The sequence below is a fragment of the Drouetiella sp. genome (genome assembly GCF_059504425.1).
This window is the reverse complement of sequence record NZ_JCACIN010000091.1, coordinates 116,049-140,136: the sequence shown is the minus strand read 5'-3', so window position 1 is coordinate 140,136 and position 24,088 is coordinate 116,049. Positions and strand designations below refer to the sequence as shown.

Annotated in this window: 35 protein-coding genes; 32 read left to right on the top strand and 3 right to left on the bottom strand. The window is 51.1% G+C overall.

The window, feature by feature from the left end; all coding sequences use genetic code 11:
• The first annotated feature begins 44 nt into the window (after positions 1-44).
• The 31 genes from rplD to AC5JMP_RS21375 all read left to right on the top strand — a co-directional run bounded on the left by rplD (position 45) and on the right by AC5JMP_RS21375 (position 18,558).
• On the top strand, positions 45-680 hold the full coding sequence (rplD, locus tag AC5JMP_RS21525) for a 50S ribosomal protein L4 (protein ID WP_495853544.1): 636 nt from the start codon (positions 45-47) through the stop codon (positions 678-680).
• Positions 673-975 (top strand): 50S ribosomal protein L23, encoded by a 303-nt coding sequence (locus tag AC5JMP_RS21520; protein WP_495853543.1) that lies wholly within the window; start codon positions 673-675, stop codon positions 973-975. Before rplD ends, AC5JMP_RS21520 begins: the two co-directional genes overlap by 8 nt.
• Before the next feature lie 21 nt (positions 976-996).
• Positions 997-1,860: a 50S ribosomal protein L2 gene (gene rplB / locus AC5JMP_RS21515; protein WP_495853542.1), complete on the top strand. Its 864-nt coding sequence runs from the start codon at positions 997-999 to the stop codon at positions 1,858-1,860.
• A gap of 52 nt (positions 1,861-1,912) precedes the next feature.
• Positions 1,913-2,191 carry a 30S ribosomal protein S19 gene (gene rpsS, locus AC5JMP_RS21510; RefSeq protein ID WP_495853541.1) on the top strand — a complete coding sequence of 93 codons (279 nt, stop codon included), beginning with the start codon at positions 1,913-1,915 and terminating at the stop codon, positions 2,189-2,191.
• A 100-nt stretch (positions 2,192-2,291) separates the two neighbouring features.
• Positions 2,292-2,651, top strand: a complete 360-nt coding sequence (rplV, locus tag AC5JMP_RS21505) for a 50S ribosomal protein L22 (RefSeq protein WP_495853540.1) — start codon at positions 2,292-2,294, stop codon at positions 2,649-2,651.
• Between the two features lie 55 nt (positions 2,652-2,706).
• On the top strand, positions 2,707-3,459 hold the full coding sequence (gene rpsC, locus AC5JMP_RS21500) for a 30S ribosomal protein S3 (RefSeq protein ID WP_495853539.1): 753 nt from the start codon (positions 2,707-2,709) through the stop codon (positions 3,457-3,459).
• A gap of 71 nt (positions 3,460-3,530) precedes the next feature.
• Entirely contained in the window at positions 3,531-3,950 is a 420-nt protein-coding gene (rplP, locus tag AC5JMP_RS21495) for a 50S ribosomal protein L16 (RefSeq protein WP_495853538.1), read from the top strand.
• Positions 3,950-4,165 (top strand): 50S ribosomal protein L29, encoded by a 216-nt coding sequence (gene rpmC / locus AC5JMP_RS21490; RefSeq protein WP_495853537.1) that lies wholly within the window; start codon positions 3,950-3,952, stop codon positions 4,163-4,165. Before rplP ends, rpmC begins: the two co-directional genes overlap by 1 nt.
• A 25-nt stretch (positions 4,166-4,190) precedes the next feature.
• The gene (gene rpsQ, locus AC5JMP_RS21485; protein WP_495853536.1) at positions 4,191-4,439 is read left to right on the top strand and encodes a 30S ribosomal protein S17; all 249 of its coding nucleotides are present in this window, start codon (positions 4,191-4,193) and stop codon (positions 4,437-4,439) included.
• A 33-nt stretch (positions 4,440-4,472) separates the two neighbouring features.
• The gene (gene rplN / locus AC5JMP_RS21480; protein ID WP_495853535.1) at positions 4,473-4,838 is read left to right on the top strand and encodes a 50S ribosomal protein L14; all 366 of its coding nucleotides are present in this window, start codon (positions 4,473-4,475) and stop codon (positions 4,836-4,838) included.
• Complete coding sequence (rplX, locus tag AC5JMP_RS21475) at positions 4,838-5,179, top strand: 50S ribosomal protein L24 (RefSeq protein ID WP_495853534.1); 342 nt, start codon at positions 4,838-4,840, stop codon at positions 5,177-5,179. The genes rplN and rplX overlap by 1 nt, the downstream gene beginning before the upstream one ends.
• A gap of 90 nt (positions 5,180-5,269) precedes the next feature.
• On the top strand, positions 5,270-5,818 hold the full coding sequence (rplE, locus tag AC5JMP_RS21470) for a 50S ribosomal protein L5 (protein ID WP_495853533.1): 549 nt from the start codon (positions 5,270-5,272) through the stop codon (positions 5,816-5,818).
• Positions 5,819-5,841: 23 nt separating this feature from the next.
• On the top strand, positions 5,842-6,243 hold the full coding sequence (gene rpsH, locus AC5JMP_RS21465; RefSeq protein ID WP_495853532.1) for a 30S ribosomal protein S8: 402 nt from the start codon (positions 5,842-5,844) through the stop codon (positions 6,241-6,243).
• A 65-nt stretch (positions 6,244-6,308) separates the two neighbouring features.
• The gene (gene rplF / locus AC5JMP_RS21460; protein WP_495853531.1) at positions 6,309-6,848 is read left to right on the top strand and encodes a 50S ribosomal protein L6; all 540 of its coding nucleotides are present in this window, start codon (positions 6,309-6,311) and stop codon (positions 6,846-6,848) included.
• 2 nt (positions 6,849-6,850) lie between these two features.
• Positions 6,851-7,213 (top strand): 50S ribosomal protein L18, encoded by a 363-nt coding sequence (rplR, locus tag AC5JMP_RS21455; RefSeq protein WP_495853530.1) that lies wholly within the window; start codon positions 6,851-6,853, stop codon positions 7,211-7,213.
• Between the two features lie 47 nt (positions 7,214-7,260).
• Positions 7,261-7,785 carry a 30S ribosomal protein S5 gene (rpsE, locus tag AC5JMP_RS21450; RefSeq protein ID WP_495853529.1) on the top strand — a complete coding sequence of 175 codons (525 nt, stop codon included), beginning with the start codon at positions 7,261-7,263 and terminating at the stop codon, positions 7,783-7,785.
• A 75-nt stretch (positions 7,786-7,860) separates the two neighbouring features.
• Positions 7,861-8,307 (top strand): 50S ribosomal protein L15, encoded by a 447-nt coding sequence (gene rplO / locus AC5JMP_RS21445; protein WP_495853528.1) that lies wholly within the window; start codon positions 7,861-7,863, stop codon positions 8,305-8,307.
• A gap of 134 nt (positions 8,308-8,441) precedes the next feature.
• A complete protein-coding gene (secY, locus tag AC5JMP_RS21440; protein ID WP_495853527.1) occupies positions 8,442-9,752 on the top strand; it encodes a preprotein translocase subunit SecY in 1,311 nt (436 codons plus the stop codon).
• Complete coding sequence (locus AC5JMP_RS21435) at positions 9,752-10,330, top strand: adenylate kinase (RefSeq protein WP_495853526.1); 579 nt, start codon at positions 9,752-9,754, stop codon at positions 10,328-10,330. Before secY ends, AC5JMP_RS21435 begins: the two co-directional genes overlap by 1 nt.
• 179 nt (positions 10,331-10,509) lie before the next feature.
• Entirely contained in the window at positions 10,510-10,740 is a 231-nt protein-coding gene (infA, locus tag AC5JMP_RS21430; RefSeq protein WP_495853525.1) for a translation initiation factor IF-1, read from the top strand.
• A 283-nt stretch (positions 10,741-11,023) separates the two neighbouring features.
• Positions 11,024-11,137, top strand: coding sequence for a 50S ribosomal protein L36 (gene rpmJ / locus AC5JMP_RS21425; protein ID WP_006618079.1), 114 nt, complete (start codon positions 11,024-11,026; stop codon positions 11,135-11,137).
• A 116-nt stretch (positions 11,138-11,253) separates the two neighbouring features.
• Entirely contained in the window at positions 11,254-11,637 is a 384-nt protein-coding gene (gene rpsM, locus AC5JMP_RS21420) for a 30S ribosomal protein S13 (protein ID WP_495853524.1), read from the top strand.
• A 195-nt stretch (positions 11,638-11,832) separates the two neighbouring features.
• On the top strand, positions 11,833-12,228 hold the full coding sequence (gene rpsK / locus AC5JMP_RS21415) for a 30S ribosomal protein S11 (protein WP_495853523.1): 396 nt from the start codon (positions 11,833-11,835) through the stop codon (positions 12,226-12,228).
• Positions 12,229-12,392: 164 nt separating this feature from the next.
• Positions 12,393-13,340 carry a DNA-directed RNA polymerase subunit alpha gene (locus AC5JMP_RS21410; protein WP_495853522.1) on the top strand — a complete coding sequence of 316 codons (948 nt, stop codon included), beginning with the start codon at positions 12,393-12,395 and terminating at the stop codon, positions 13,338-13,340.
• A 65-nt stretch (positions 13,341-13,405) separates the two neighbouring features.
• Entirely contained in the window at positions 13,406-13,756 is a 351-nt protein-coding gene (gene rplQ / locus AC5JMP_RS21405) for a 50S ribosomal protein L17 (RefSeq protein WP_495853521.1), read from the top strand.
• 60 nt (positions 13,757-13,816) lie between these two features.
• On the top strand, positions 13,817-14,731 hold the full coding sequence (gene truA / locus AC5JMP_RS21400) for a tRNA pseudouridine(38-40) synthase TruA (RefSeq protein ID WP_495853520.1): 915 nt from the start codon (positions 13,817-13,819) through the stop codon (positions 14,729-14,731).
• Between the two features lie 32 nt (positions 14,732-14,763).
• Positions 14,764-15,219, top strand: coding sequence for a 50S ribosomal protein L13 (gene rplM / locus AC5JMP_RS21395; RefSeq protein ID WP_495853519.1), 456 nt, complete (start codon positions 14,764-14,766; stop codon positions 15,217-15,219).
• Positions 15,219-15,632, top strand: a complete 414-nt coding sequence (rpsI, locus tag AC5JMP_RS21390; protein WP_495853518.1) for a 30S ribosomal protein S9 — start codon at positions 15,219-15,221, stop codon at positions 15,630-15,632. Before rplM ends, rpsI begins: the two co-directional genes overlap by 1 nt.
• Positions 15,633-15,716: 84 nt before the next feature.
• Positions 15,717-15,974, top strand: coding sequence for a 50S ribosomal protein L31 (gene rpmE / locus AC5JMP_RS21385; protein ID WP_495853517.1), 258 nt, complete (start codon positions 15,717-15,719; stop codon positions 15,972-15,974).
• Between the two features lie 50 nt (positions 15,975-16,024).
• Entirely contained in the window at positions 16,025-17,137 is a 1,113-nt protein-coding gene (gene prfA / locus AC5JMP_RS21380) for a peptide chain release factor 1 (protein ID WP_495853516.1), read from the top strand.
• A gap of 170 nt (positions 17,138-17,307) precedes the next feature.
• Positions 17,308-18,558: a metallophosphoesterase family protein gene (locus AC5JMP_RS21375; protein ID WP_495853515.1), complete on the top strand. Its 1,251-nt coding sequence runs from the start codon at positions 17,308-17,310 to the stop codon at positions 18,556-18,558.
• Between the two features lie 18 nt (positions 18,559-18,576).
• On the opposite strand, the gene AC5JMP_RS21370 is transcribed toward AC5JMP_RS21375, so the two are convergent.
• The gene (locus AC5JMP_RS21370) at positions 18,577-19,593 is read right to left on the bottom strand and encodes an EI24 domain-containing protein (RefSeq protein ID WP_495853514.1); all 1,017 of its coding nucleotides are present in this window, start codon (positions 19,591-19,593) and stop codon (positions 18,577-18,579) included.
• 74 nt (positions 19,594-19,667) lie between these two features.
• Positions 19,668-20,579 (bottom strand): tRNA pseudouridine(55) synthase TruB, encoded by a 912-nt coding sequence (gene truB, locus AC5JMP_RS21365; RefSeq protein WP_495853513.1) that lies wholly within the window; start codon positions 20,577-20,579, stop codon positions 19,668-19,670.
• Between the two features lie 249 nt (positions 20,580-20,828).
• On the opposite strand from truB, the gene AC5JMP_RS21360 reads away from it, so the two are divergent.
• Positions 20,829-22,127, top strand: coding sequence for a S41 family peptidase (locus tag AC5JMP_RS21360; protein WP_495853512.1), 1,299 nt, complete (start codon positions 20,829-20,831; stop codon positions 22,125-22,127).
• Between the two features lie 242 nt (positions 22,128-22,369).
• On the opposite strand, the gene AC5JMP_RS21355 is transcribed toward AC5JMP_RS21360, so the two are convergent.
• On the bottom strand, positions 22,370-24,088 hold the full coding sequence (locus AC5JMP_RS21355; protein ID WP_495853511.1) for an SWIM zinc finger family protein: 1,719 nt from the start codon (positions 24,086-24,088) through the stop codon (positions 22,370-22,372).

The following is a 24,088-nucleotide window of genomic DNA, read 5'->3' as shown; positions in this document are numbered from 1 at the left end:
CATTGGGTTCCGAATAGTGCCCGCTGGTGTAAAAGGATAAAGATATGGTGGATTGTGTAGTAAAAGATTGGCAAGGAGCAGAGGCAGGACAAGCCTCGCTCGACCTAAGGGTTGCTAAAGAAGGAAGCGCGGCTCATATTGTGCACCGGGCACTTGTGCGGCAAATGAATAATGCCCGTCAAGGCACTGCCTGTACCAAGACTCGCGCTGAAGTCAGAGGCGGCGGTCGCAAGCCTTGGAGACAGAAGGGGACAGGTCGAGCTAGAGCTGGTTCAAACCGTTCTCCGTTGTGGCGTGGCGGTGGCGTGATCTTTGGACCTAAGCCCAGAGATTATTCTGTCAAAATGAACCGCAAGGAGCGCCGATTGGCTCTGAGAACGGCTTTACAGAGCCGTGTAGACAATCTAGTCATTGTTCAAGATTTTGCCGAGAATCTTCCTCGTCCCAAAACGAAGGAATTGGTGCAAGCAATGGGTCGTTGGGGCATTGAGGTGGAGTCTAAGATTCTGCTGATTGTCTCTCAAAGAAATGACAATGTTTACCTGTCTGCTCGCAACGTAGGCAATCTAAGACTGATTTCTGCCAATAACTTGAACATTTTTGACATCCTGGCGGCAGATCAGATTGTGGCAACGCAGTCCGCCATCGAAACGATTCAGGAGGTCTACGGCGATGACTAGAATTGATTCTCGTTCCCTTCCAGATTTAATCCGTCGCCCGCTCATTACTGAAAAGGCAACTCGGTTGTTGGAAGAAAACAAGTATTCCTTTGAGGTGGAGACTCGTGCCACGAAGCCTCAAATCAAAGCGGCGATCGAAGAATTGTTTGACGTGAAGGTCGTAAGCGTCAATACCTACAATCCACCTGCTAAAGAACGTCGTGTTGGTCGCTTTGCGGGACATCGTGCCCAATGCAAGCGGGCGATCGTTACCCTGGCATCAGGGGATTCCATTAGCCTGTTCCCTGAAGTTTAGAGTCTGTAAAGAGGTTGATCCATGGGCATTCGATACTACCGACCCTATACTCCCGGCACCCGCGAACGGGTCGTCTCTGACTTCTCCGAAATTACGCATACCGTTCCGGAAAAGTCCCTAACGAAGCGAGTTCATCGTCCAAAAGGTCGCAACAACCGAGGCGTCATTACCTGTCGCCATAGAGGCGGTGGGCACAAACGGCTTTATCGCATTGTTGATTTTCACCGCAATAAGCACAATATTCCTGCCAAGGTCTTCTCGGTTGAATACGATCCCAACCGGAATGCTCGGATTGCGCTGCTGCATTATCAAGATGGCGAAAAGCGTTACATTATTCATCCTGCCAATCTTAAGGTAGGCTCGACGGTAATTTCTGGACCTACGGCTCCCTTTGAAATTGGCAACGCGCTGCCTTTGGGCAATATGCCTTTGGGTACTGCCGTTCACAATGTGGAGCTGGTGCCTGGTAAGGGCGGACAGATTGTTCGGGCTGCTGGGACTTCGGCTCAGGTTGTGGCAAAAGAGGGTGACTACGTGACCCTGCGTCTGCCCTCGACTGAGGTACGCCTCATTCGCAAGGACTGCTACGCCACGATTGGTCAAGTTGGCAATGGCGATGTGCGGAACACGAGCCTGGGCAAGGCTGGACGCAAGCGCTGGAAAGGTCGCCGTCCCGAAGTTCGGGGAAGCGTCATGAACCCAGTGGATCACCCACATGGTGGAGGTGAAGGTCGGGCGCCGATCGGTCGTTCTGGACCTGTTACGCCTTGGGGTAAGCCTGCATTGGGCTACAAGACTCGCAAGAAGAAGAAGCTGAGTAGCTCTATGATTGTGCGCCGCCGCCGTCGGACATCGAAGCGGGGCAGAGGCGGACGTGAGTCTTAAGGCTCTCTGTTGAATACGCTGAACTTAATTTGACTAGAGGTTTATTAAGACTATGTCTCGTTCTCTCAAAAAAGGTCCTTTTGTCGCCGATCATCTGATGAGCAAAATTGAGGCGCTCAACGTTAAGGGTGAGAAGCAGCTCATTAAAACTTGGTCGAGAGCATCCACGATCTTGCCGAACATGATTGGACATACGATCGCCGTTCACAACGGTCGTCAGCATGTACCTGTTTTTGTGACAGAGCAAATGGTGGGACACAAACTCGGTGAATTTGCCCCTACTCGCACCTTTAGAGGTCATGCGAAGGGCGATAAGAAAGCCCGTCGATAAGGGTCAAAAGATACGGTTGGAAAGGCAGTGATAGGTAACGGCAATTAGCATCAGCGATCGGGCTGATAGCTGATGGCTAATCGCTTTAAGGAGATAAAGAATGGCTACTGCTACTGGAGAGGTCAAAGCAATTGCGCGGTACATCCGGATGTCGCCCCATAAGGTGCGCCGGGTATTAGACCAAATTCGAGGAAGGTCTTACCGTGAAGCTCTGATTATTTTGGAATTTATGCCCTACCGAGCTTGCGAGCCTATCCTCAAGGTTTTGCGATCGGCGGTTGCCAACGCTGAGCACAACGAGGGCTATGACCCAGCAAGCTTAGTGGTCAGCACAGCATTTGCCGATCAGGGTTCTGTGCTGAAGCGTTTTCGCCCACGGGCACAGGGTCGCGCTTACCAGATTCGGAAGCCAACCTGTCATATTACGATCGCCGTGGCTCCGGGCGAAGTCGAAGAGTAACGGTTTCTAAAAATTTCTATTTATTCTCTAACGCTTTCATCTCAGAGGACGCACCGTGGGACAGAAAATTCATCCAGTAGGCTTTCGCCTTGGCATTACGCAGGAGCATCGATCGCGCTGGTTTGCGGATTCCAGTCGCTACCCTAAGCTCTTGCAAGAGGATCATACGATCCGTGATTTCATTGAAAGAAACCCCATGAAGCTCAAGAGCCTTGAGAGTCCTGGAATTTCTCAAATTCGGATCGAGCGCAAGGCGGATCAAATCGATCTGGAAGTGCATACAGCTCGTCCAGGGGTTGTCGTCGGTCGGGGCGGACAAGGCATTGATGAACTGCGTGTTGGATTGCAAAAAGCCCTAGGTAATAGCGAGCGCCAAATTCGCATCAACGTTGTGGAAGTAGCGCGAGTGGACTCAGATGCGGGTCTGATTGCTGAATATGTAGGGCAGCAGCTAGAGCGCCGCGTTTCGTTCCGCCGAGTTGTGCGTCAGGCAATCCAACGAGCGCAGAGAGCTGGTGCGGAAGGCATCAAGATTCAGGTCAGCGGTCGTCTCAACGGCGCTGAAATCGCTCGGACTGAGTATACCCGTGAGGGTAAAGTGCCGCTACACACCCTGCGGGCGGATATCGATTTCGCCTACAAGACTGCTCAGACCATCTATGGCATCTTGGGCATCAAGGTGTGGGTCTTCAAGGGCGAAATTATCCCTGGTCAAGAGGAAATCGCAGCCCCCACAGGTGCACAGCCTCGGCGCAAACAGCAGCAGCGCAAGCGGCAGCAGTTCGAAGATCGATCGAATGAAGGTTAAAGGAAAGCGAACGGAGTATCGTCTCTGTTCCTGAATCCTGACCCCTGACTCCTTAAAACAAGGCAAGTATCATGTTAAGTCCAAGAAGAACTAAATTTCGCAAGCAGCATCGCGGACGGATGCGCGGTCTGGCAACTGCAGGAAACGAGATCAACTTTGGCGACTTTGCGCTCCAGGCTTTAGAACCTTCCTGGATTACCGCTCGTCAGATTGAGGCTAGTCGTCGAGCTATGACGCGCTACATCCGTCGGGGCGGAAAAATCTGGATTCGGATTTTCCCAGATAAGCCCATCACCATGCGTCCTGCTGAAACCCGGATGGGTTCTGGTAAGGGGAACCCAGAGTTTTGGGTGGCTGTAGTCAAGCCCGGTCGCATCATGTTTGAGGTTGCTGGGGTTTCTGAAGAAATTGCCCGTGAAGCCATGCGGCTTGCTTCTTTCAAGCTGCCGATTAAGACCAAGTTCATCACTCGTGAGTCTGGAGAGTCATAATGCCTCTACCTAAAGTGGATGAGGTTCGAGACCTCAGCGATCAGGAAATATCCGATCAAATCGTGTCAGTTAAGAAAGAGCTATTTCAGTTGCGCTTTCAGAAAGCCACTCGCCAGCTCGAAAAGCCCCATCAGTTTAAGCATTTGCGCCATCGCCTCGCTCAATTGATGACAATCGAACATGAGCGGCAGGCTAAAGCAGCTTCGGATTCATAAATTAAGCGCATGGAGTTAAGTGGCAATGGCAGTTAAAGAGCGGGTGGGTGTAGTCGTTAGCGACAAAATGGAGAAGACGATCGTTGTGGCGATCGAAAATCGTGCCCCCCACCCTAAGTACAAGAAAGTTATGGTGCGAACCAAGCGCTATAAAGTTCACGATGAAGAGAACCGATGCAAGGTGGGCGATCGCGTTCGCATTCAGGAGACTCGACCCCTCAGCCGCACCAAGCGCTGGACTGTGATTGAAGTTCTCAATGCCCCCAGTTTATAGAGTCAAAGGTTGAAATAACGAGGGAGGCTAACGATGATTCAACAGGAATCTTACCTGAATGTGGCAGACAACAGCGGCGCTCGCAAGCTCATGTGTATTCGGGTTTTGGGGGGTAACCGTCGCTACGCAGGCGTGGGCGACGTAATTATTGCGGTGGTCAAAGACGCGATCCCCAATATGGCTGTGAAAAAGTCTGATGTGGTGCGCGCGGTGATTGTCCGCACTCGCAAGGGTCTAAGACGCGAAAGCGGCATGAGCATTCGATTTGACGACAATGCTGCCGTTATTATCAATGCTGAAGGCAATCCCAGAGGCACTCGCGTGTTCGGGCCTGTTGCCCGTGAGCTACGCGACAAGAGCTTCACCAAAATTGTTTCACTGGCACCGGAGGTATTGTGATGGCTAAACCCACGAAGGTTCGTCACAAGGTACATGTTAAGAAGGGCGACACGGTTCAAGTGATCGCGGGTAGCGAGAAAGGGAAGGTTGGCGAAGTTTTACGGGTTCTTCCTGAAATCAGCAAAGTGGTGATTAAGGGGGTCAACATTAAGACAAAGCACGTCAAGCCTCAACAAGAAGGCGAGTCTGGACAAATCACTGCTCTAGAGGCGCCGATTCACAGCTCAAACGTCATGCTCTATTCCACCAAGGAAAAGGTGGCTAGCCGCATTTGCTACACCCTGAATGCGGACGGTCGTAAAGTGCGGATGCTGAAGAAGACGGGCGAAATGCTGGACTAGCATGGACACCGACTAAGGATAAAGCTCGATTCAAGACTAAAGATGTTTTTCCCTGACCAAGCCCAGGGATTTGATTAAGGATAAAACTTTATGGCACATAGCAAAATCAAGTCGCTCTACCAGGACACGGTTGCCCCAAAGTTAATTGAGCAATTCAACTACGGCAACATTTACCAGGTGCCCAAGGTTGTAAAGGTGACTATTAACCGAGGATTGGGGGAAGCGGCGCAAAACGCTAAGGCGTTAGAAGCTTCTCTGGCAGAGATTGCTCTGATCACGGGTCAAAAGCCTGTTGTGACGCGGGCTAAAAAGGCGATCGCCGGATTCAAGCTCCGGAAGGGAATGCCTGTTGGCATTATGGTAACGCTACGTTCTGACCGGATGTATGCGTTTCTCGATCGCTTAATCAACCTCTCACTTCCTCGAATTCGCGACTTTCGAGGAGTCAGCCCAAAAAGCTTTGATGGTCGAGGCAACTACACGATCGGCATCCGAGAGCAAATTATCTTTCCTGAAGTGGAATACGACAGGATTGACCAGATTCGTGGCATGGATATTTCAATCATCACTACTGCTAACACCGATGAAGAGGGTCGCGCCTTGCTTAAAGAGTTGGGAATGCCCTTCCGGGATAACTAAGGCAGTTTCATTAAGAGGAAGCTATGGCGGCTAACGATACTATTGCAGACATGTTGACGCGCATCCGGAATGCAACCTTGGCGCGGCACCAAACGACAGAAGTTCCATCCACCCGGATGACACGCAGCATTGCTAAGGTGCTACAGGAAGAAGGCTTTATCGCCGAATTCTCCGATCGAGAAGAAGGTCCTGGGCGCATATTGACTATCGCGCTTAAATACAAAGGCAAGGGTCGTCGTCCGATCATCACTGCTCTGAAGCGAGTCAGTAAGCCAGGGTTGCGGGTTTACTCTAACCGTAAAGAGTTGCCAAGAGTCTTGGGCGGCATTGGGATTGCGATTATCTCGACCTCTAGCGGCATCATGACCGATCGCGATGCTCGCAAGCAGGGACTGGGAGGGGAAGTGCTGTGCTACGTCTGGTAGTTGCTGCTAGCAATTGTTAGACAGCAAGGCGGCTGTGTTATTGACCGTGTTCTGGAGAAACTATCATGTCTCGTATTGGTAAGCGCCCAATTTCCATCCCCCAGAAAGTGACGATCGAGATTTCTGGACAAGATGTTGCCGTTAAAGGGCCGAAAGGCGAACTTGCACGCACTTTGCCCCCTGAAGTTGAGGTATTGCAGGAAGGGGAAACTATTCTGGTCAACCGTCGGAGCGATTCGCGTCCGGCTCGGCAGCGTCATGGTTTATGCCGCACGCTGGTGGCCAACATGGTTGAAGGGGTGTCTCAAGGCTTCCAAAAGCGTTTGGAGATTCAAGGCGTGGGCTATCGTGCCCAGGTGCAAGGACGAAATTTAGTGCTTAACGTTGGCTATAGCAATCCTGTACAGATTGAGCCTCCTGAGGGAATACAAGTTTCCGTAGAAGGGAATACAAACGTGATTGTGGCAGGGATTAACAAGGAATTGGTGGGCAATATGGCTGCCAAGATCCGTGCTGTTCGTCCGCCCGAACCTTACAAGGGCAAGGGGATTCGCTATTCGGGTGAAGTGGTTAGACGTAAGGCTGGTAAGGCAGGTAAGAAGTAATTATGAAGTCTACGCGTAAGGAGGCGACTCATCGTCGTCACAATCGAATTCGACGCAAAGTTACGGGGACGACCGATCGCCCTCGTTTAGCGGTTTTTCGCTCCAACCAGCATATCTATGTGCAGGTGATTGACGATACGCAGCATTGCACGATCGCTTCTGCTTCTACGCTGGAGGCAGATCTGCGCACTGAGCTAGCTTCGGGCGGAAACTGTGCGGCTTCAGTTCAAGTTGGTAAGCTGATTGCTGAACGGGCGATCGCCAAAGGCATCCAACAAGTTGTCTTCGATCGCGGCGGCAATCTTTATCACGGGCGGGTCAAAGCGTTAGCCGATGCCGCCAGAGAGGGTGGACTCACCTTCTAGGATCTCAATCACAGGTCTGGGTTGCAGACTTAAGGAAGAATAAGACAATGGCAAAAGAACGTCGTAAGAATGACCGCGCTAAAGAGAAAGAATCAGAGTGGCAGGAGCGAGTTGTTCAGATTCGCCGAGTCACCAAGGTGGTGAAGGGCGGTAAAAAACTCAGCTTCCGGGCGATCGTCGTCGTCGGCAACGAGCGGGGTCAAGTCGGTGTTGGCGTTGGCAAGGCAAGTGATGTCATTGGCGCAGTCCGTAAAGGCGTAGCTGACGGCAAAAAGCACCTGGTCAAGGTACCGCTGACAAAGGCTAACTCCATTCCGCATCCCGTTAACGGAGTTGGCGGTGGTGCCAAAGTCATGATGCGTCCAGCCGCACCGGGAACGGGTGTAATTGCTGGGGGTGCTGTCCGTACAGTGCTGGAGCTAGCAGGCGTTCGCAACATCTTGGCAAAGCAGTTGGCATCGGGTAATCCGCTCAATAATGCCCGTGCGGCAGCAAATGCTCTGTCGTCCCTACGCACCTTCTCTGAAGTAGCTGAAGAACGAGGTATTCCTCTAGAAAACTTGTACGGTTAGAGAACCTGTACATTCAATTATCCACACACCTTGATTTAGATCATTGGTAAATTAGCAATCATTGGTAAATTAGCCATGAGATTAGAAGACGCTTTACCCCAGGATGGCTCTCAAAAGCGGAAGCGGCGAGTCGGTCGCGGTATCTCTGCCGGACAGGGCGCAAGCTGTGGCTTTGGTATGAGAGGACAGAAAGCCAGATCTGGGAGTGGAACCCGCCCCGGATTTGAGGGCGGTCAGATGCCGCTTTATCGTCGGATTCCCAAACTAAAGCATTTCCCGCTGATCAACCGTCGCGAGTATACGGTGATTAATGTTAGCGCCCTAGCCGCGCTGGTGGCTGAAAGTGAGGTCAGCTTGTCCTCGCTGATGGAGGCAGGAATTGTCACTACTGATGATGGCCCCCTCAAAATCCTAGGCGATGGTGAATTGACGATTGCTCTAAAAGTTCAAGCTGCCGCTTTTACGGCTTCTGCACGTTCCAAAATTGAAGCAGCAGGTGGCTCTTGTGAGGTTCTGAGCTAAAGTTGTGAGCTGAGGTATTAAATTAGCGCACTTGTGATTAATCAGCTTAAAAACTTAAACTATTGAGTACAGCTTCAAAAACTGTCTCTCTTATGGGTTCTGTGTAACCGCCACTACGCAAAAGGTATTGCTCTATGGTTGTCAACCGAGATAAAGCCCCAACAGCGCAGGAAACATTCGTACAAATGGCCCAAGCAGCCGGACTCCGAGGTCGGCTGCTTGTCACTGTTGGGATGTTGATCTTGGTGCGCCTGGGCATCCGTATTCCCATACCGGGGATCGATCGCGTCGCATTTCAAGATGCTGTCCAGGGCGGTGCACTGGGCAGTATTGTGGGTCTGCTGGATATTTTTTCGGGCGGAGGACTGTCCGCCTTGGGAATTTTTGCGTTAGGCATTATTCCTTTCATTAACGCCTCGATCATCATGCAGTTGATGACGAAAGCTCTCCCTAGCCTGGAAGATTTGCAGAAGAATGAGGGAGAAGCAGGGCGACGCAAAATTTCTCAAATTACCCGATATGTTGCTGCTGGATGGGCAATCATTCAAAGCACGGGGCTGGCACTGTTTGTCAACGTCTATGCCGAGAACCCAGGAACGCCATTTATCGTCCAAACCGTTCTAGCATTAACCGCGGGTTCAATGTTCGTGATGTGGGTTGGCGAGCTGATTACAGAGCGTGGAATTGGCAACGGAGCTTCGCTGCTTATCTTTGTTAGCATCGTTTCGACATTGCCTCAGTCTTTAGGCAATACGTTTGAACTTGCTCAAAACGGCGATCCTAGCCTTGTGGGTAAGATTATCTTTTTAATCGTGGTCTTCTTGGCGATGATTGTGGGCATCGTTTTTGTTCAGGAAGGAACTCGTCGGATTCCAGTTATTTCAGCTCGTCGTCAGGTGGGTCGGCGCACCTACCAGGAACGGAGTAGCTATCTACCGCTGCGTCTTAATCAGGGAGGGGTAATGCCAATTATCTTTACCTATGCGGTGCTCTCTCTGCCTTTTTTCCTGGTTCAGGTTTTACCGAACAATCCCATCTTGGCGCAGGTCATTAAATACTTGAGTCCTGATAGCTTTGTTTATATCATCCTTTACTTGGCGCTGATTCTATTCTTCAGCTATTTCTATACTTCCCTTTTTGTGGACTCGGTGGAGTTATCCCAAAATCTTAAAAAGATGGGGTCAAGTATCCCTGGAATTCGCCCTGGTAAAGCGACAAGTGACTACATCCAACGAGTTTTAAATCACTTGACGTTCTTGGGCGCGATATTTCTGGGCGTTTTGGCGATCGTCCCGACGGCAATCGAGCAGCAGTTAGGGGTAACGACTTTCCAGCGAATCGGCGCAACGTCTCTTTTGATTCTCGTAGGTGTGGCGATCGACACAGCAAAGCAGATCCAGACCTACGTAATTTCTCAACGATATGAGGGCATGGTGAAGCAATAGTGACCAGATTAATCTTTTTGGGAGCGCCTGGGGCAGGTAAAGGGACTCAAGCTCAAGCCTTGGCTCAAGAGTATGGGATTCCTCACATTTCGACGGGTGATATTTTACGGGGTGCAGTCGCTAACAAGACTGAGCTGGGGCTAAAGGCCAAATCTTATATGGATGCGGGTGAGCTGGTTCCAGATCAGCTCATGCTAGATCTGGTGCGCGATCGCCTTAGCTCAGAGGATGTTAAGGCTGGCTGGATTCTGGATGGGTTTCCCCGCACGGTTGGGCAGGCGAAGTTCCTGGATATGCTGCTTGAGGAGATTCACCAGTCCTGTAGCCATGTCATTAACTTTGATGTACCTGACGAAGATTTGGTGGCTCGTCTGTTGGGACGGGGACGCGTAGATGACACGGATGCTGTTATCCGCAATCGATTAGCGGTCTATCATGAGCAAACGGCTCCCCTAATTGATTTTTATAGCGATCGCGGTCAGTTAATTTCAATTGATGGGAGTCAGAGCGTTGAGGCTATTGGCTCCACTTTGAGACAGACTCTAGGATCTTCCTCAGAGATTAAGTCGGCAAGCTAGGTCGGCAATGGCTAAGTGGCAATGGCTAACGTCGGCAACAGCGTGTAGTAACGCCTTAAAGTCTATTTTTCAGAGCATTTGCTACTCTAAAGTAAGGGCACGAGCCTGTATGGCTAGATCTCAAGAAGCCTCTGGATGTCCAACAACGCAATATTCAATCGCAGCAGGAGACTACAGCTTTGTCTAAACAAGATTTGATTGAGATGGAAGGGACGGTGATTGACTCACTCCCTAACGCCATGTTTCGGGTGGATCTAGACAATGGATTCAACGTTCTGGCTCACATCTCAGGCAAGATTCGGCGGAACTACATCAAGATATTGCCAGGCGATCGCGTCAAGGTAGAGCTAACGCCCTACGACCTGACTAAAGGTAGAATCACCTATCGCCTTCGCAACGCCAAAAAGTAGCATCTGAAATTCTTGGATGCCCTCTTTGAGTGTGAGCGATCGCGCTTTTGAGGCGTTATTGATCCAGCTGTAATTGATTAGCTTTTCTTTAGGTAGCTCTTTATATAGTCTATTGGATAGCAATATCAAGCTTTAGTGACAGCACAGTCCTCTTGTTCCAATGCTGTTCTAGCGCTTTGCTAGCTTAGCTTGCGCCTCTAAGGGGTTTCTCGCTTCAGATTGACAAATTAATTTTAGTCTGATACAATAGCCGTTTTGTAGTATCAAAATATAACTAGGGGACATGAAAGTCCGAGCATCTGTAAAGAAGATTTGTGAGAAGTGCCGTGTCATTCGTAGACGCGGTAGAGTCATGGTGATTTGCTCAAACCCTAAGCATAAACAGCGCCAAGGGTAATTGTGTACCCTAGCGGGTGTCAGGAAAGTCATTTTGGGAGTGTTTTTCAACATTCCAATTGGTGATTGTCTAGGTCTTAAGGTTGTAACGAAAGAGCAAAAAGAGAGGGTTAGAGCGTGGCAAGAATTGCTGGGGTAGACCTTCCACGAGACAAGCGTGTCGAGATTGGTCTAACTTATATTTACGGAATCGGTCTTACGAGATCGAAACAGGTTCTGGCTAAAACGGGTGTCAATCCCGATATTCGCATCAAAGATTTGAGTGATGCGGACGTTATTCTGTTGCGTGAAGCGATTGAGGGCGATTATCAGATTGAAGGTGACTTGAGACGATGGGAATCCATGAACATCAAGCGCCTGATGGATATTGGTACTTATCGTGGACGGCGGCATCGCTTAGGTCTGCCCGTCAGAGGACAGCGGACTCGAACGAACGCGCGGACTCGCCGAGGCGGTCGTCGTACAGTCGCAGGCAAGAAGAAGGCGCCAACCAAGAAATAGTGCAAAGGGCAGTTTGTTGGGTTGCGTGTGCGTCCTTTCATTCTGCCCCTCTTTGCGTCTGGCACCAAAGCGTCAGGCATCAGAAATCTGTGACTTCAGTTTTATAAGGTCTAAGCTGAACGCACAAAGCTCGGTCTTTGCGATCGATCTATTACTCAGTGAATTTGTTAATTAAAGGCAGCTAATTTTAGGGATATGGCGCGACAACCAACTAGAAAGACAGGTGCGAAGAAGCAGAAGCGGAATGTGCCCAGCGGCGTGGCTCATATCCAATCTACGTTCAACAACACGATTGTCACAATTACCGACAATAGCGGTGAGGCTATCTCTTGGGCTTCATCAGGTTCAAGCGGCTTCAAGGGCGCTAAGAAAGGCACTCCTTTTGCTGCACAAACAGCTGCAGATAACGCAGGTCGGCGGGCGGTCGATCAGGGCATGCGCCAAATTGAGGTAATGGTGAGCGGTCCTGGCTCAGGACGCGAGACGGCTATCCGAGCTTTGCAGGGTGCCGGACTGGAGATTACCTTGATCAGAGATGTGACTCCAATTCCTCACAATGGCTGCCGCCCACCCAAGCGACGACGTGTTTGAAGCTCAGCACTGAATTGTTTGAACACCGGAACCAGGTTTTCCAGGAAAGTCAGATTTCAAGCATCGGGTTTGAAAAGACGTTGCCGAGTCTTCGAGGCAGTACGTTTGCCAAGGGCTGAAATTTACGTTGATGTTCTAGGGTCAAAGATAAGGGAGGATAGGCTGTGGCACAATTTCAGGTTGAGTGCATAGAGTCAGATGTTAATGAAGATCGAAGCTCCTACAGCAAATTTATATTGGAGCCGTTAGAGCGGGGTCAGGGTATTACTGTTGGTAATGCCTTGAGACGTGTTCTCCTCTCCAACTTGGAAGGGGCAGCGGTCACGGCTGTTCGGATCGCAGGTGTTACCCATGAGTTTATGACCATCCCTGGTGTTCGAGAAGATGTCCTAGACATTCTCATGAACATGAAGGAGATCGTTCTCAAAAGTTATTCATCTCAGCCTCAGATTGGCAGGTTGCGAGTCGAGGGACCTGTAACTGTGACGGCAGGGTACTTTGAACTTCCTTCTGAGGTGGAAGTAATTAACCCTGATCAATACGTTGCCACTCTTGCGGCTGGCTCAACTTTAGAGATGGAGTTTCGGATTGAGAAAGGGGTAGGATACCGGGCGATCGATCGCTCTAAAGATGAAACTTCCTCCCTAGATTTTTTGCAGATTGACGCGATCTTTATGCCCGTTCGTAGAGTTAACTACACGATCGAAGGGGCAAGGGTTGGCGATACCGTGCAAAAAGATCGGCTGGTTATGGAGATCTGGACAAGCGGCAGTTTGACTCCTCAAGAGTCTCTGAGTCAGGCGGCAGACATTTTAGTGGATCTATTTAATCCTCTACGAGAAATAGATTTTGCTCCCATAGACGATTTAGACGAAGGGACAGATGATCCGGCAAATCAGATTCCAATTGAAGAGCTACAGCTTTCGGTGAGAGCCTACAACTGCTTGAAACGGGCGCAAATTAACTCTGTTGCTGATCTGCTGGATTACACGCAGGAAGACTTGCTGGAAATCAAGAACTTCGGTGCTAAATCTGCTGAGGAAGTCATTGAAGCCCTGCAAGACAGACTGGGAATCACCTTGCCCCACGACAAGTCTTCCCGACCAACCTAGCTGCGATCGCTCCTTCCTACGTCGTAAAAATAACTATTGTTCTGTTCTTTTAGCCTTTTGTTGTTATGCGCCACCGTTGTAATGTCCCTCAACTTAGCTTGCCCGCCGATCAGCGGAAGGCGCTCCTGAGAGCGTTGACGACTGAACTTATTCGTCACGGTCGAATTACCACGACCAAGACTCGTGCCAAAGCCGTTCGTTCGGAAGCAGAACGAATGATTACTTTGGCAAAAGATGGCTCTTTGGCTGCCCGTCGGCAGGCAATGGGCTACATCTATGACAAGCAGCTGGTTCATGTCCTGTTTGAGCAGGTGCAAGAGCGCTATGGCAATCGCCAGGGCGGCTATACCCGCATTCTCCGCACGGTCAACCGTCGGGGTGACAATGCTGAGATGGCTATTATTGAGCTGACTTGATTAAGTTAACTTAGCGAACTGCTAAGTTGAAGTGTTTATTGGCTAAAGTGTTTTGTCGAAATGTCTCTGAATCCGTCTACGCTAGCCTGTGTTTCTGAGTCCGAGGATGCTGATCCTCAGTCTTCAAGGACGTTGCAAAGAATTGCTCTGGTCATTCAGTACCTGGGCACTCATTTCCATGGCTGGCAGCGACAGTTAAACTATCGCACGGTGCAAGAGGAGATCGAACAGGCGCTTCAGGCTTTTATGGGCTACCCAGTGGCTCTGCATGGCGCAGGTCGGACAGATGCGGGAGTCCATGCTGCTGCTCAGGTGGCTCACTTTGAAGCCCCAGCCCATGTCCCGGCGCATCGCTGGAAGGATATTCTCAATTCGCGGTTGTCCAAAGATGTGTTGATTCGCGCTTCGGCAGCGGTGAGTCATGACTGGCACGCTCGGTTTTCGGCAATTTGGCGGCGCTACCGATATACGATCTATACAGAAAACTGTCCAAATCTGTTTGTGCGATCGTTTTCCTGGCACTACTACCACGCGCCTTTGAGTGAGTCGCTGATGCAGGAGGCGCTAAATCCGCTAATCGGACGGCAGCATCTAGCAGCCTTTCATCGAGCTGGCTCAAAACGCCCTCACTCCTGGGTTGATATGCAGGTGGCTGAGTGCGATCGACAGGGTTCACTTCTCCATATTGAGCTACAGGCGAGCGGCTTTTTGTATGGCATGGTGCGGCTGTTGGTGGGAATGCTGGTGCAGGTGGGGAGCGGGGAGCGATCGCCTGGACAGTTTACTGAACTGTGGCAGCAGCAGCGTCGCGATCTGGTGAGGTATGCCGCTCCGCCCCAGGGGCTTTGCTTGCTTAGAGTGGGCTATCCTGATTTTCCCTTTGCTCCGGAGATTTGGTATGATGCCCAGCCCAAGCTTGTTTTCCCCGCAGCGGGGGCTGCGATGAACGATGCCTTGACCTGCTGTATCCCCTAAGATTATCTTTACATTTGTTTAAGGAATGCGTGATGAACAAGACTTATTTACCGCCTCAAGACTCGATTGTTCGGGATTGGTATGTAGTGGATGCTGAGAATCAGCGGTTGGGGCGATTGGCTAGCGAGATCGCTATGGTTTTGCGCGGCAAAAACAAGCCGACCTATACGCCTCACATGGACACAGGCGATTTTGTGATTGTGATCAATGCTGAGAAGATCAATGTTACAGGCAAGAAGAGCAGCCAGAAGCTTTACCGCCGCCACTCAGGTCGTCCAGGCGGAATGAAGACCGAAACCTTTGCTAAGCTGCAAGACCGGATGCCAGAGCGGATTATTGAGCAAGCGGTTAAGGGAATGCTGCCCAAAAATACGTTGGGTCGTCAGCTCTTCACCAAGCTCAAGGTGTATGCCGGAACGAATCATCCGCATCAAGCGCAACTGCCCGTGGTTCTCAATGTTCAAACTATTCCTGGAGAGAAAAGCTAATGCAGGCAACAGATAAGAACGATCGCGTCGTCTATTGGGGCACCGGGCGGCGTAAGTCTGCGGTGGCTAGAGTTCGATTAGTGCCAGGTACAGGTCAGCTCGTGATCAATGGTAAGCCGGGAGATTTGTATCTTCAGTTCAACCCCACCTATCTGACGGCGGCTAAAGCCCCTCTGGAAACGCTAGGTTTGGGTGGTGAGTATGACATCCTGGTAAATGCTAGCGGTGGCGGTTTGACTGGACAAGCCGATTCTATCAAGTTAGGTGTGGCACGGGCACTTTGTCAGCTTGATCCCGATAACCGGAAGCCTTTGAAGGTAGAGGGCTATCTGTCTCGCGACCCGCGTGCTGTTGAGCGGAAGAAGTATGGCTTGCACAAAGCTCGTAAGGCTCCTCAATACTCGAAGCGCTAGACTTGATGCCTTATGCCTGGTGTTCCAGGCTTAACGTCTTGCTCAATTTGCTAAAATCGAATTCCATCAACTGTTTTTATTACCATGGCTAAACCCGAAATTCATCCCAAGTGGTATCCAGAGGCAAAAGTTTACTGTAACGGTGAGCTGGTAATGACCGTTGGCTCTACCAAGCCCGAACTGCACGTCGATATCTGGTCGGGTAATCACCCTTTCTATACCGGAACCCAGAAGATTATCGATACGGAAGGTCGTGTCGAACGCTTTATGCGGAAGTATGGCATGGTGGATGCGACCAAGCCTGCTGAAGTTGAAGCTGCCAAAGATGACGCTAAGAAGTAGCGATCGTAGTCCTCTTCGCGTTTTCGATCGCAGTTTCTGAGGCTACGCCCATGGCAGAATCTTATCTACTAGACAAACTAAAATCCGTTGAACAAACGTTTCATGAGCTGACCCGGCGATTGGCTGACCCTGATGTGGCAACCGATCCGTCGGAGTTTCAGCGTGTTGCCCGATCGCGTTCTTCGCTAGAGGAAACGGTTGATACCTTTGATACCTGGAAGAAAGCTCAGGAAGATTTAGAGGATTCTCGGCAAATTCTGAAGGACGCTGGCGGCGATTCAGAACTTCGTCAGATGGCTTCCCTGGAAATCGAGGAATTGGTTGCAAAAGTGACGGCTCTGGAAGCTCGCCTGAAGGTCTTGCTGCTGCCCCGCGACCCGAATGATGACAAAAACATCATGCTAGAAATTCGGGCGGGAACAGGCGGCGATGAGGCCAGTATTTGGGCGGGAGACTTGGTGCGAATGTACTCGCGCTATGCCGAAGGTCAGCGCTGGCGGGTAAAGCTGCTCAGCGAATCGCTGGCTGACATGGGCGGATTCAAGGAAGCCATTCTGGAGATTCAGGGCGATCAGGTCTACAGTAAGCTGAAGTTTGAGGCAGGTGTTCACCGCGTTCAGCGGGTGCCAATGACCGAAGCGGGTGGACGGATTCATACCTCGACTGCGACTGTGGCGGTGATGCCAGAAGTTGACGATGTTGAGGTGACGATCGATCCTAAGGATATTGAGTTAACGACAGCGCGATCGGGCGGTGCGGGCGGTCAAAACGTCAACAAGGTGGAAACAGCCGTTGACCTGATGCACAAGCCTACCGGAATCCGAATCTTCTGTACTGAGGAGCGATCGCAGCTGCAAAACCGGGAGCGCGCCATGCAGATTCTCCGGGCTAAGCTGTATGAAATCAAGCTGCGGGAACAGCAGGACGCAGTGACTTCTATGCGGCGATCGCAGGTGGGCACCGGATCACGTTCTGAGAAAATTCGCACCTACAACTACAAAGATAATCGCGTGACCGATCATCGTCTGGGGCAAAACTTTACCCTGAATCCGGTGCTGGAAGGCGACATCGAAGATGTCATCCAGTCCTGTATTTCGATGGATCAGCAGGAGCGCCTAGAAGAGCTTGCGACTTCTACTTCTCCGTCAGGCTCGTTTAACTAGATTCGGCGTGACTGGTTTTAGGTATGATTTTTCACAAGGGGCGGAGCGCCCCTTGTGAAAAATCATACCCAGATTCAGCAATATCCTAAATTCTGTCTAATTAGATCACCAGTACTAGACTCTAGACAAATGCGGGGCTACAATGACCGAATCCTAGAGTCTTTTTGCTTATGCCTCGGTTTCTCCACCTTGCTGATGTTCACCTAGGGTTCGATCGCTACGACAATAAACAGCGAACCCAAGACTTCTTTTTTGCGCTTCAGGACGCGATCGAGAAATATGCGATCGCCGAAAAGGTTGATTTTGTGGTGATTGCAGGCGATCTGTTTGAGCATCGCAATATTTTGCCTGCCACCCTTAACCAAGCACAGACCTGTCTGCAACTGCTGCAAGCAGCCAAAATCCCGGTGTTGGCGATCGAGGGAAATCACGATAACCGTCCCTATGGCACTAAAACTAGCTGGCTGCGCTACCTGGCGGATTGGGGCTTGCTGATGCTGCTAGAACCGGGTGACTCGGCTCAGGAGGAAAGCTTTTATTCGCCTTGGCAAGAAGGCTACGGTGGCTACGTGGATTTGCCCTGCGGGGTGCGAGTGCTAGGCTCACAGTGGTATGGGGCTTCTGCGCCCAAGGCGATCGAGCAAATTGCGGCGGCTATTGAAGCGTTACCGCCGATCGCCCATACGATCCTGCTGTTTCATCACGGGCTGGATGGGCAAATTGCTCGATATCAGGGCGCTCTGCGCTATGCCGATTTGCTGCCCCTCAAGCAGGCAGGAGTAGACTACCTGGCGTTGGGGCATATCCACAAAAGCTATACCGAGGGCGGCTGGATCTTTAATCCTGGCTCGACTGAGGCAAACAGCATTGAAGAGTCTAGCTTCGATCGCGGCGTATATTTAGTAGAAATTGATGCAACGGGGATCAAGGCAGAGCTAAAGCAAGACTACTATCAGCGATCGGTCGTGCGGCTGCGATGGACGGCTGAGGGGCATGAAAGTCTTGAAGAAGTGGAAGAGGCGGCGATCGCCCAAATCCAAACCGCCATTCAATTTCAGAAGCTGATTCCTGCTGACCAACCGATTGTCGAACTGCGAATTGAGGGAAAAGTCGGTTTCGATCGCCTAGATTTGGATACCCGAAAACTTCAGCAGCAGCTCCAGCAGATGAGCAATGCCCTGATTTTTTTGCTGAAATATGATGCCGATGCGGTTGCTTACGCTTCACCCCTATCGGAAGAAGCCAGTCGGCTGGAGATTGAGCAGGAGGTGTTTATGGATCTACTGACTGCCAACAACAGCTACAAGAAGCGCGCAACAGAGCTATCCCAGGGGCTAATTGACTTGAAAGATCGGCAGCTAGAAGGGCGATCGGAGTCCGATCTGTATGGGTTTGTTCAGGATTTGCTAATCGTAGACTGACAACCAGCTTGATCGCGCTTACCGACTTGCCACATCTTTGTCATACCAAGGCAGGACTCGATCGCAGAAAAACAGCGTCCCTGCCGCCACGCACACCGGAACCGCCAGTAAATTAACCAGTGGAATGCTGACTAGCCCCAGGCACACTAGCCCAAAGGAGCCGCTGGCGGGCATACTGCGCCAGACAATCCCTAGCTTTTGGCGGAAGCCAGGACGGCGACGTTCAACTGCGGCATCCATAAAGTCCATGCAGACGATCGTGGAAGCAAAAGCAATGCCCGTGAACGTGGCGATCGCTGTGCCCACGCCCGGAAAAAAGTTGAGCAGCAGTAATGGCACGCCAACGCTAATGCTCAGCAGCAGCTTTTTCAATTCATAGAAAATGGCGCGGGAAATGTCGCTTGCCACACCCACTTCCACCAGCGTCACTTTGCCTGTTTTCATGCGCTCTAGCTCCTCCGAGAGCTTGCCATACCAAGGTGCGCCCAGCAGTCCGCCAAATTGCAGAAAGATGAAGCCCGTCAGAAGGAGGAGGGCGATCGTCAGCACTCCGCGCAGAATCCAGATGAAGAACATTGCCGCCCAAGTGGGGAGAAATGCGATCCAGTCGGGAAGCGTGGGTTGCCAGTTGGGAAGTGAAAAGCTGGGGAGTGAAAAGGCAGGGAGTGGAAGAGCGGGAATTTTCCAGTGAGGGAGGGAAATTTTCCAGGCAGGGAGATGGGGCAGCCAGGTTGCTAGCCAGGTAGGTGCTGCAAACTTCCAGTCGGGGAGGTCGATCGCCCAATGGGGCACGCTGACTGTCCAGGTAGGCACGCTGGCAATGATATTATCGATCGCCTCCAATCCGGCAAACAGTAGCCCTGCATATAGAGTGATACCCACAACTAAGTTGATCAGAATCGGGAACAGGATGTAGCTGCGCAGTTTGGGAGTTGTCAAAAATAGTCGCAGGGCGCGGAGCGGGTAAGTTGCGCCGCTAAACAAGCTGCCAAGTCCACGATCGATACGTTGGGGCGGTTTGGGCGATAGCTCCATGAGAAGAAATGAGATAGGTTACAAGATTTTTCTATTTCGAGCGTAGCGAAGAATGAGAGGAAATTTCTCAATCTTTAATCCCACACTAATTTAGGAATCAGCATTTCTTCCTCAGCGTGACGCACTGCTTCTCCCATTCCCAAAAACCGCCCATCTTCATGCTGCACTTGGTAGAACGCAGATAAATCCGTGCCACAGCTTCGTAAAGAATTGGTCTGAATCTCTGCAAAGTCGATTCGTCGTCCCTGACTCCATCGCTTTGCCAAGGGTTCCGAGAGAACGATCGCCTCCCAATGCAAGGCAACCTGCGGCGAAATGGGTACGAACTGATTGGACTGGATCTGGACTTCTAGAGCGTCTAGCGTCAAGCTGTTCTCTAAGGTGAATCCGTTGCTGTGGGTACGAGTTAAGGCTGCCAACGTGCCGCCTGTCTCCATCAGTTCGCCCAAGTCTCGCGCGATCGCTCGGATGTAGGTTCCAGCTCCACAAGCAATCGCTAAATCGAGTTCGGGAAAGTCGCCCGATCGCCACTCTAGCGCCTCAAGGCTGTAAACCTCAACTGACCGGACTGGAGCCTCGATCGTTTCTCCGGCGCGGGCTAACTCGTAGAGCCGTCGCCCTCCGATCTGAATGGCGCTATAGCTAGGCGGAATTTGCTGAATCTGCCCCACAAATTTAGGCAAGTAGGGCTGGACTCGCGACAGGGTAAGCGTTGGCGCAGGTCTGGAGGTTAACACTTCGCCCTCCAAATCATCTGTTGCTGTTCTGATGCCAAACCGCACGGTGCCGCGATAGGCTTTGTCGTGCTGGAGGTATTGCAGGAGGCGGGTGGCTTTACCCAGAGCGATCGGCAATACGCCCGTTGCTGCCGGATCAAGGGTGCCCCCGTGCCCCACGCGCTTCATTTTCAGGAGCCGCCTGACCCTCGCCACACAATCATGGGAGGTCAGGCCAGCAGGTTTGTTCAAGTTTAAGAAACCATTCACGCTATTGAGCTATTTGCTATTGAGCTGTTTACACTGTTTACCGTAGCTTGCGAAGCTTGCCGTAGCTTGCGAAGCTTGCCGTGGATTGCAAAGCGCTTGTCACACGCCTGACACATCAGATCACTAAGATAGAAAAACTACAGCCGAAGCTTAAGATTCCTAACACTAAGTATTAAAAGTAAGGGCGGTTCTTCTTAAAACCCTCCATACTGGATTTTATTGGCAACACTCCTCCGATTTGATGACCCTATGACTTTACTGAATCGTCTGCATGTCAGCTTCAATCGTTTGCACGCCACGCCTCGATCGCGAACTTTTTTTGCCGTCACCACTACAATAGCGCTGGTTGGCATCCCGGCTGTGGCGATGAGAGCCTATGCTCAGCTACAGGCGAGTCCTAAGGCAGTCCTTGACCAAGCTTGGCAGATTGTCGATCGGGAATATGTAGACCCTAAGTTTAATCAGGTGGATTGGCAGCAAGAGCGGCAAACCCTGCTTTCGCGTTCCTATGCCTCACCCGAAGAAGCTTATACTGCACTGCGAGAAGCCCTTAAAAAGCTCGAAGATCCCTACACCCGCTTCATGAATCCTGAAGAGTTTCAGGCGCTGAATCGGGAGATGGGTGGCGAATTGACGGGCGTGGGGATGCAGCTTAAGCAAGACGAGACTACAAAAGCGCTCACGGTTGTCAAGCCGATCGAGAATTCCCCTGCTTTGCAGGCGGGTGTACTGCCGGGAGACCTGATTCTGCAAATTGATAGGCGCACCACTGAGGGGATGACGGTAGAAGCGGCGGCAGGTCTGATTCGGGGTGAACCTGATACACAGGTGCGGCTCCAGTTCCAGCGTGAGGGCAAAGAACCCTTCGAGCTGACGCTGACACGGGCACGGATTAGTATTCCAGCCGTGCGCTCATCGCTGCGGATGGAAGGTCAGCGGAAGATTGGCTATATCCGTTTAAATGAATTTAGCGCCCATGCAGCCGAGCAGATGGAGCAAGCTATCACTACGCTACAGAATCAGAACGTAGATCAGTTTGTTCTGGATCTGCGGGGCAATCCGGGAGGCAGGCTGGATCAGGGTGTGGCGATCGCCCGGATGTGGATCAACAGCGGCGATATCGTGCGGACGGTCGATCGCGATGGCTCCGCGGAGCAAATTCGGGCTAATAACAGCGCTCTGACGGATCTGCCGCTGGCGGTGCTGGTGGATGGCAACTCTGCCAGCGCCAGCGAAATTGTCGCAGGAGCCTTGAAGGATGATAACCGCGCCGTGGTGGTCGGCACCCAGACCTTCGGTAAAGCCCTGGTGCAGCAGGTAAATCAGCTTGCCGATGGATCAGGATTGAATGTGACGATCGCCCGTTACTTCACCCCATCCGGTCTGGATATTAACCACAAGGGCATCACGCCTGACATTGTAATTGAGCTGACCGAGCAGCAACAGAAAGACCTGGCAGCGAACCCAGACCAGGTAGGCACGGCTCAAGATCCTCAGTATCTTAGAGCAATCACCCATCTAGAACAGGCTGCGATCCCGCGTTCTTAGCAGGACGTGTCGATGTTTGGGAAGACACATACTTTCTAAACGTCAGATGACAACGGCCACTACAAATATCCCAAGGTTCGCAAATTTAATCAAACCGAATAATTTTTTGAAAAAGTGGGCGTAGCCCACTTTTTCAAAAAATTATTTCATGTTATGGCAACCGCCAAGGCGGCAACTACAATTTGTTCGCAATTTTAAGCAAATTAGCGACAGCAATAGAACCAATGGGGATTTAGCCTCTATTAGTCAAGTCCCTGATCAATCAGCAGCTTAATGAAATTTCGCTTGTTCCTATAGGTTTTCTGTAGATGCTGAGTATATGCCTCAAATTGCGATCGCAATCCCATTTTCAGCATAGTTTTCTTCGCCTTTTTCACAAATTCAATCGCTTGGGCGTAGGCATTGTTGTTCGTCTGCTGGATCAGTGGCTCAATCTCCTGAAGGTAGATGGAAAGAGCATCTTCAGGGTGGTCTTTCTGACGCGCATCTGCTAGTTTTAGCCACAGCTGTTTCGAGCATTTGCCTTGCTGTGCCTCTTGCCATGCGCTATCAATGTCTTCCTCCCACAGCAAGATTTCCACTAGCAACGAATGATCTCTAAATTGCCAGGATATTGAGTAGGGAGAGGTCGTCTTAGCTGCCTTTTGGTTCTGCTTAATCTGCTCTCGGATATAGGCGATCGCTCGTTCTCGCCATTCTGCCCACTTGTGTTTGCGATCGGCTTCGGTCTTTAGCTTTTGGTAATTTGCAAGACTGGTAGATGCGGTAAATTCTTTCCATACCAACGCCATGGCATCGGCAAACCTGCCGCGCCGCTGATATTCTGCTCGCAAGAAGTCTTGTAGCCGCGAGTCAATTCGATCGGGGAATGCTTTCAAGCCATTTTCTGCCCACTGAAGGGCGCGATCGGTCTGTCCGTCTTCCTGATAGAGCTGGGCAATCTGCAAATAGTTATAGGGATGGAACAGGCTGCGGCTTTTGATAGCCACGATCACCTCCAGATCGCCTCTCTGTCTAGCCAGGTTTTCCAGAATAGAGCTGAGCTTCCTGTGACCGATGTTTATCTGTCCCGGCGTTGAGGGCGGCAGCTTTTCCCAGTCGGCTTCTGCACGTTTTTGGTAACGATTGGCTCCAGCTGTACCCAAGACATCCGCGTACTCTTCTGCCGCACCGTAAAATATTTCATAGGGGTCTGCCATTTCGAGCTGATACAGGCGATCGGCGAGGGCGATCGGGTCGGGCTTCACTTTTTGGCAAGCTTGATGATGCAACTCCTGGACGTCGGACATGATTTCGCCTAGGTCGCCATCGGAATCGTCAATGGACTGCGTTGCCTCATTGAGTAGTGGCATTGCATACTCGCAAAGCTCCATGACGGCTTGGGCGTGATCCTCCAGCAATTTAGCAATGGACTCGATCACGACCTTGATGTTGCGAGTATAGGCTCTGGTTTCGCCGTAATCAATGTAGCCTTTAACAGCGATCGCCTTGCGCAGAGCCTGCTCAAAGGTTTTAATGTCTAGACCTTTAGGACGGGCTGCTGCCGCTTTTAGCGTTAATTGGTTGCGCCAAACGCCATCTCTGAGGGCGCGATCGACTATCATCTGCACGAGAGTATCCTTGCTCTGCTGGTTGAGGTACTGACGAACATCCTGAAGGTTCATTCCACCCGATTTCTGAGCAGGTCGCGCTAGCCATGCCAGCCCCACTGCCACACAGTGTTTGCACAAGCCGCCCACAGGGCAGTCGCATTGGTAAGCTAAACCGCCATCCTCTTCAATCCAGAACTCAACTTGATATTCTTCGCTACCCTGCACTTCTGCCGAAATCACTTCGCCCTCTTCCAGGAGGGACTGCACCTGTCCGTTCTTAAAATAGGCTTGTCCGCGCTGATGGGTTACAGCCCCCGCCGTTTTTTCCAGAAATCCAGAGGTGAGCAGATTAGCAAAGGGCGATCGCAT

Bases quoted from the DNA above. Each gene is read 5' to 3' on its own strand.
- rplD (WP_495853544.1), top strand. From the start codon at position 45: ATGGTGGATTGTGTAGTAAAAGATTGGCAAGGAGCAGAGGCAGGACAA.
- AC5JMP_RS21520 (WP_495853543.1), top strand. From the start codon at position 673: ATGACTAGAATTGATTCTCGTTCCCTTCCAGATTTAATCCGTCGCCCG.
- rplB (WP_495853542.1), top strand. From the start codon at position 997: ATGGGCATTCGATACTACCGACCCTATACTCCCGGCACCCGCGAACGG.
- rpsS (WP_495853541.1), top strand. From the start codon at position 1,913: ATGTCTCGTTCTCTCAAAAAAGGTCCTTTTGTCGCCGATCATCTGATG.
- rplV (WP_495853540.1), top strand. From the start codon at position 2,292: ATGGCTACTGCTACTGGAGAGGTCAAAGCAATTGCGCGGTACATCCGG.
- rplP (WP_495853538.1), top strand. From the start codon at position 3,531: ATGTTAAGTCCAAGAAGAACTAAATTTCGCAAGCAGCATCGCGGACGG.
- rpmC (WP_495853537.1), top strand. From the start codon at position 3,950: ATGCCTCTACCTAAAGTGGATGAGGTTCGAGACCTCAGCGATCAGGAA.
- rpsQ (WP_495853536.1), top strand. From the start codon at position 4,191: ATGGCAGTTAAAGAGCGGGTGGGTGTAGTCGTTAGCGACAAAATGGAG.
- rplN (WP_495853535.1), top strand. From the start codon at position 4,473: ATGATTCAACAGGAATCTTACCTGAATGTGGCAGACAACAGCGGCGCT.
- rplX (WP_495853534.1), top strand. From the start codon at position 4,838: ATGGCTAAACCCACGAAGGTTCGTCACAAGGTACATGTTAAGAAGGGC.
- rplE (WP_495853533.1), top strand. From the start codon at position 5,270: ATGGCACATAGCAAAATCAAGTCGCTCTACCAGGACACGGTTGCCCCA.
- rpsH (WP_495853532.1), top strand. From the start codon at position 5,842: ATGGCGGCTAACGATACTATTGCAGACATGTTGACGCGCATCCGGAAT.
- rplF (WP_495853531.1), top strand. From the start codon at position 6,309: ATGTCTCGTATTGGTAAGCGCCCAATTTCCATCCCCCAGAAAGTGACG.
- rplR (WP_495853530.1), top strand. From the start codon at position 6,851: ATGAAGTCTACGCGTAAGGAGGCGACTCATCGTCGTCACAATCGAATT.
- rpsE (WP_495853529.1), top strand. From the start codon at position 7,261: ATGGCAAAAGAACGTCGTAAGAATGACCGCGCTAAAGAGAAAGAATCA.
- rplO (WP_495853528.1), top strand. From the start codon at position 7,861: ATGAGATTAGAAGACGCTTTACCCCAGGATGGCTCTCAAAAGCGGAAG.
- secY (WP_495853527.1), top strand. From the start codon at position 8,442: ATGGTTGTCAACCGAGATAAAGCCCCAACAGCGCAGGAAACATTCGTA.
- rpmJ (WP_006618079.1), top strand. From the start codon at position 11,024: ATGAAAGTCCGAGCATCTGTAAAGAAGATTTGTGAGAAGTGCCGTGTC.
- rpsK (WP_495853523.1), top strand. From the start codon at position 11,833: ATGGCGCGACAACCAACTAGAAAGACAGGTGCGAAGAAGCAGAAGCGG.
- rplQ (WP_495853521.1), top strand. From the start codon at position 13,406: ATGCGCCACCGTTGTAATGTCCCTCAACTTAGCTTGCCCGCCGATCAG.
- truA (WP_495853520.1), top strand. From the start codon at position 13,817: ATGTCTCTGAATCCGTCTACGCTAGCCTGTGTTTCTGAGTCCGAGGAT.
- rplM (WP_495853519.1), top strand. From the start codon at position 14,764: ATGAACAAGACTTATTTACCGCCTCAAGACTCGATTGTTCGGGATTGG.
- rpsI (WP_495853518.1), top strand. From the start codon at position 15,219: ATGCAGGCAACAGATAAGAACGATCGCGTCGTCTATTGGGGCACCGGG.
- rpmE (WP_495853517.1), top strand. From the start codon at position 15,717: ATGGCTAAACCCGAAATTCATCCCAAGTGGTATCCAGAGGCAAAAGTT.
- prfA (WP_495853516.1), top strand. From the start codon at position 16,025: ATGGCAGAATCTTATCTACTAGACAAACTAAAATCCGTTGAACAAACG.
- AC5JMP_RS21375 (WP_495853515.1), top strand. From the start codon at position 17,308: ATGCCTCGGTTTCTCCACCTTGCTGATGTTCACCTAGGGTTCGATCGC.
- AC5JMP_RS21370 (WP_495853514.1), bottom strand. From the start codon at position 19,593: ATGGAGCTATCGCCCAAACCGCCCCAACGTATCGATCGTGGACTTGGC.
- AC5JMP_RS21360 (WP_495853512.1), top strand. From the start codon at position 20,829: ATGACTTTACTGAATCGTCTGCATGTCAGCTTCAATCGTTTGCACGCC.
- AC5JMP_RS21355 (WP_495853511.1), bottom strand. From the start codon at position 24,088: ATGCGATCGCCCTTTGCTAATCTGCTCACCTCTGGATTTCTGGAAAAA.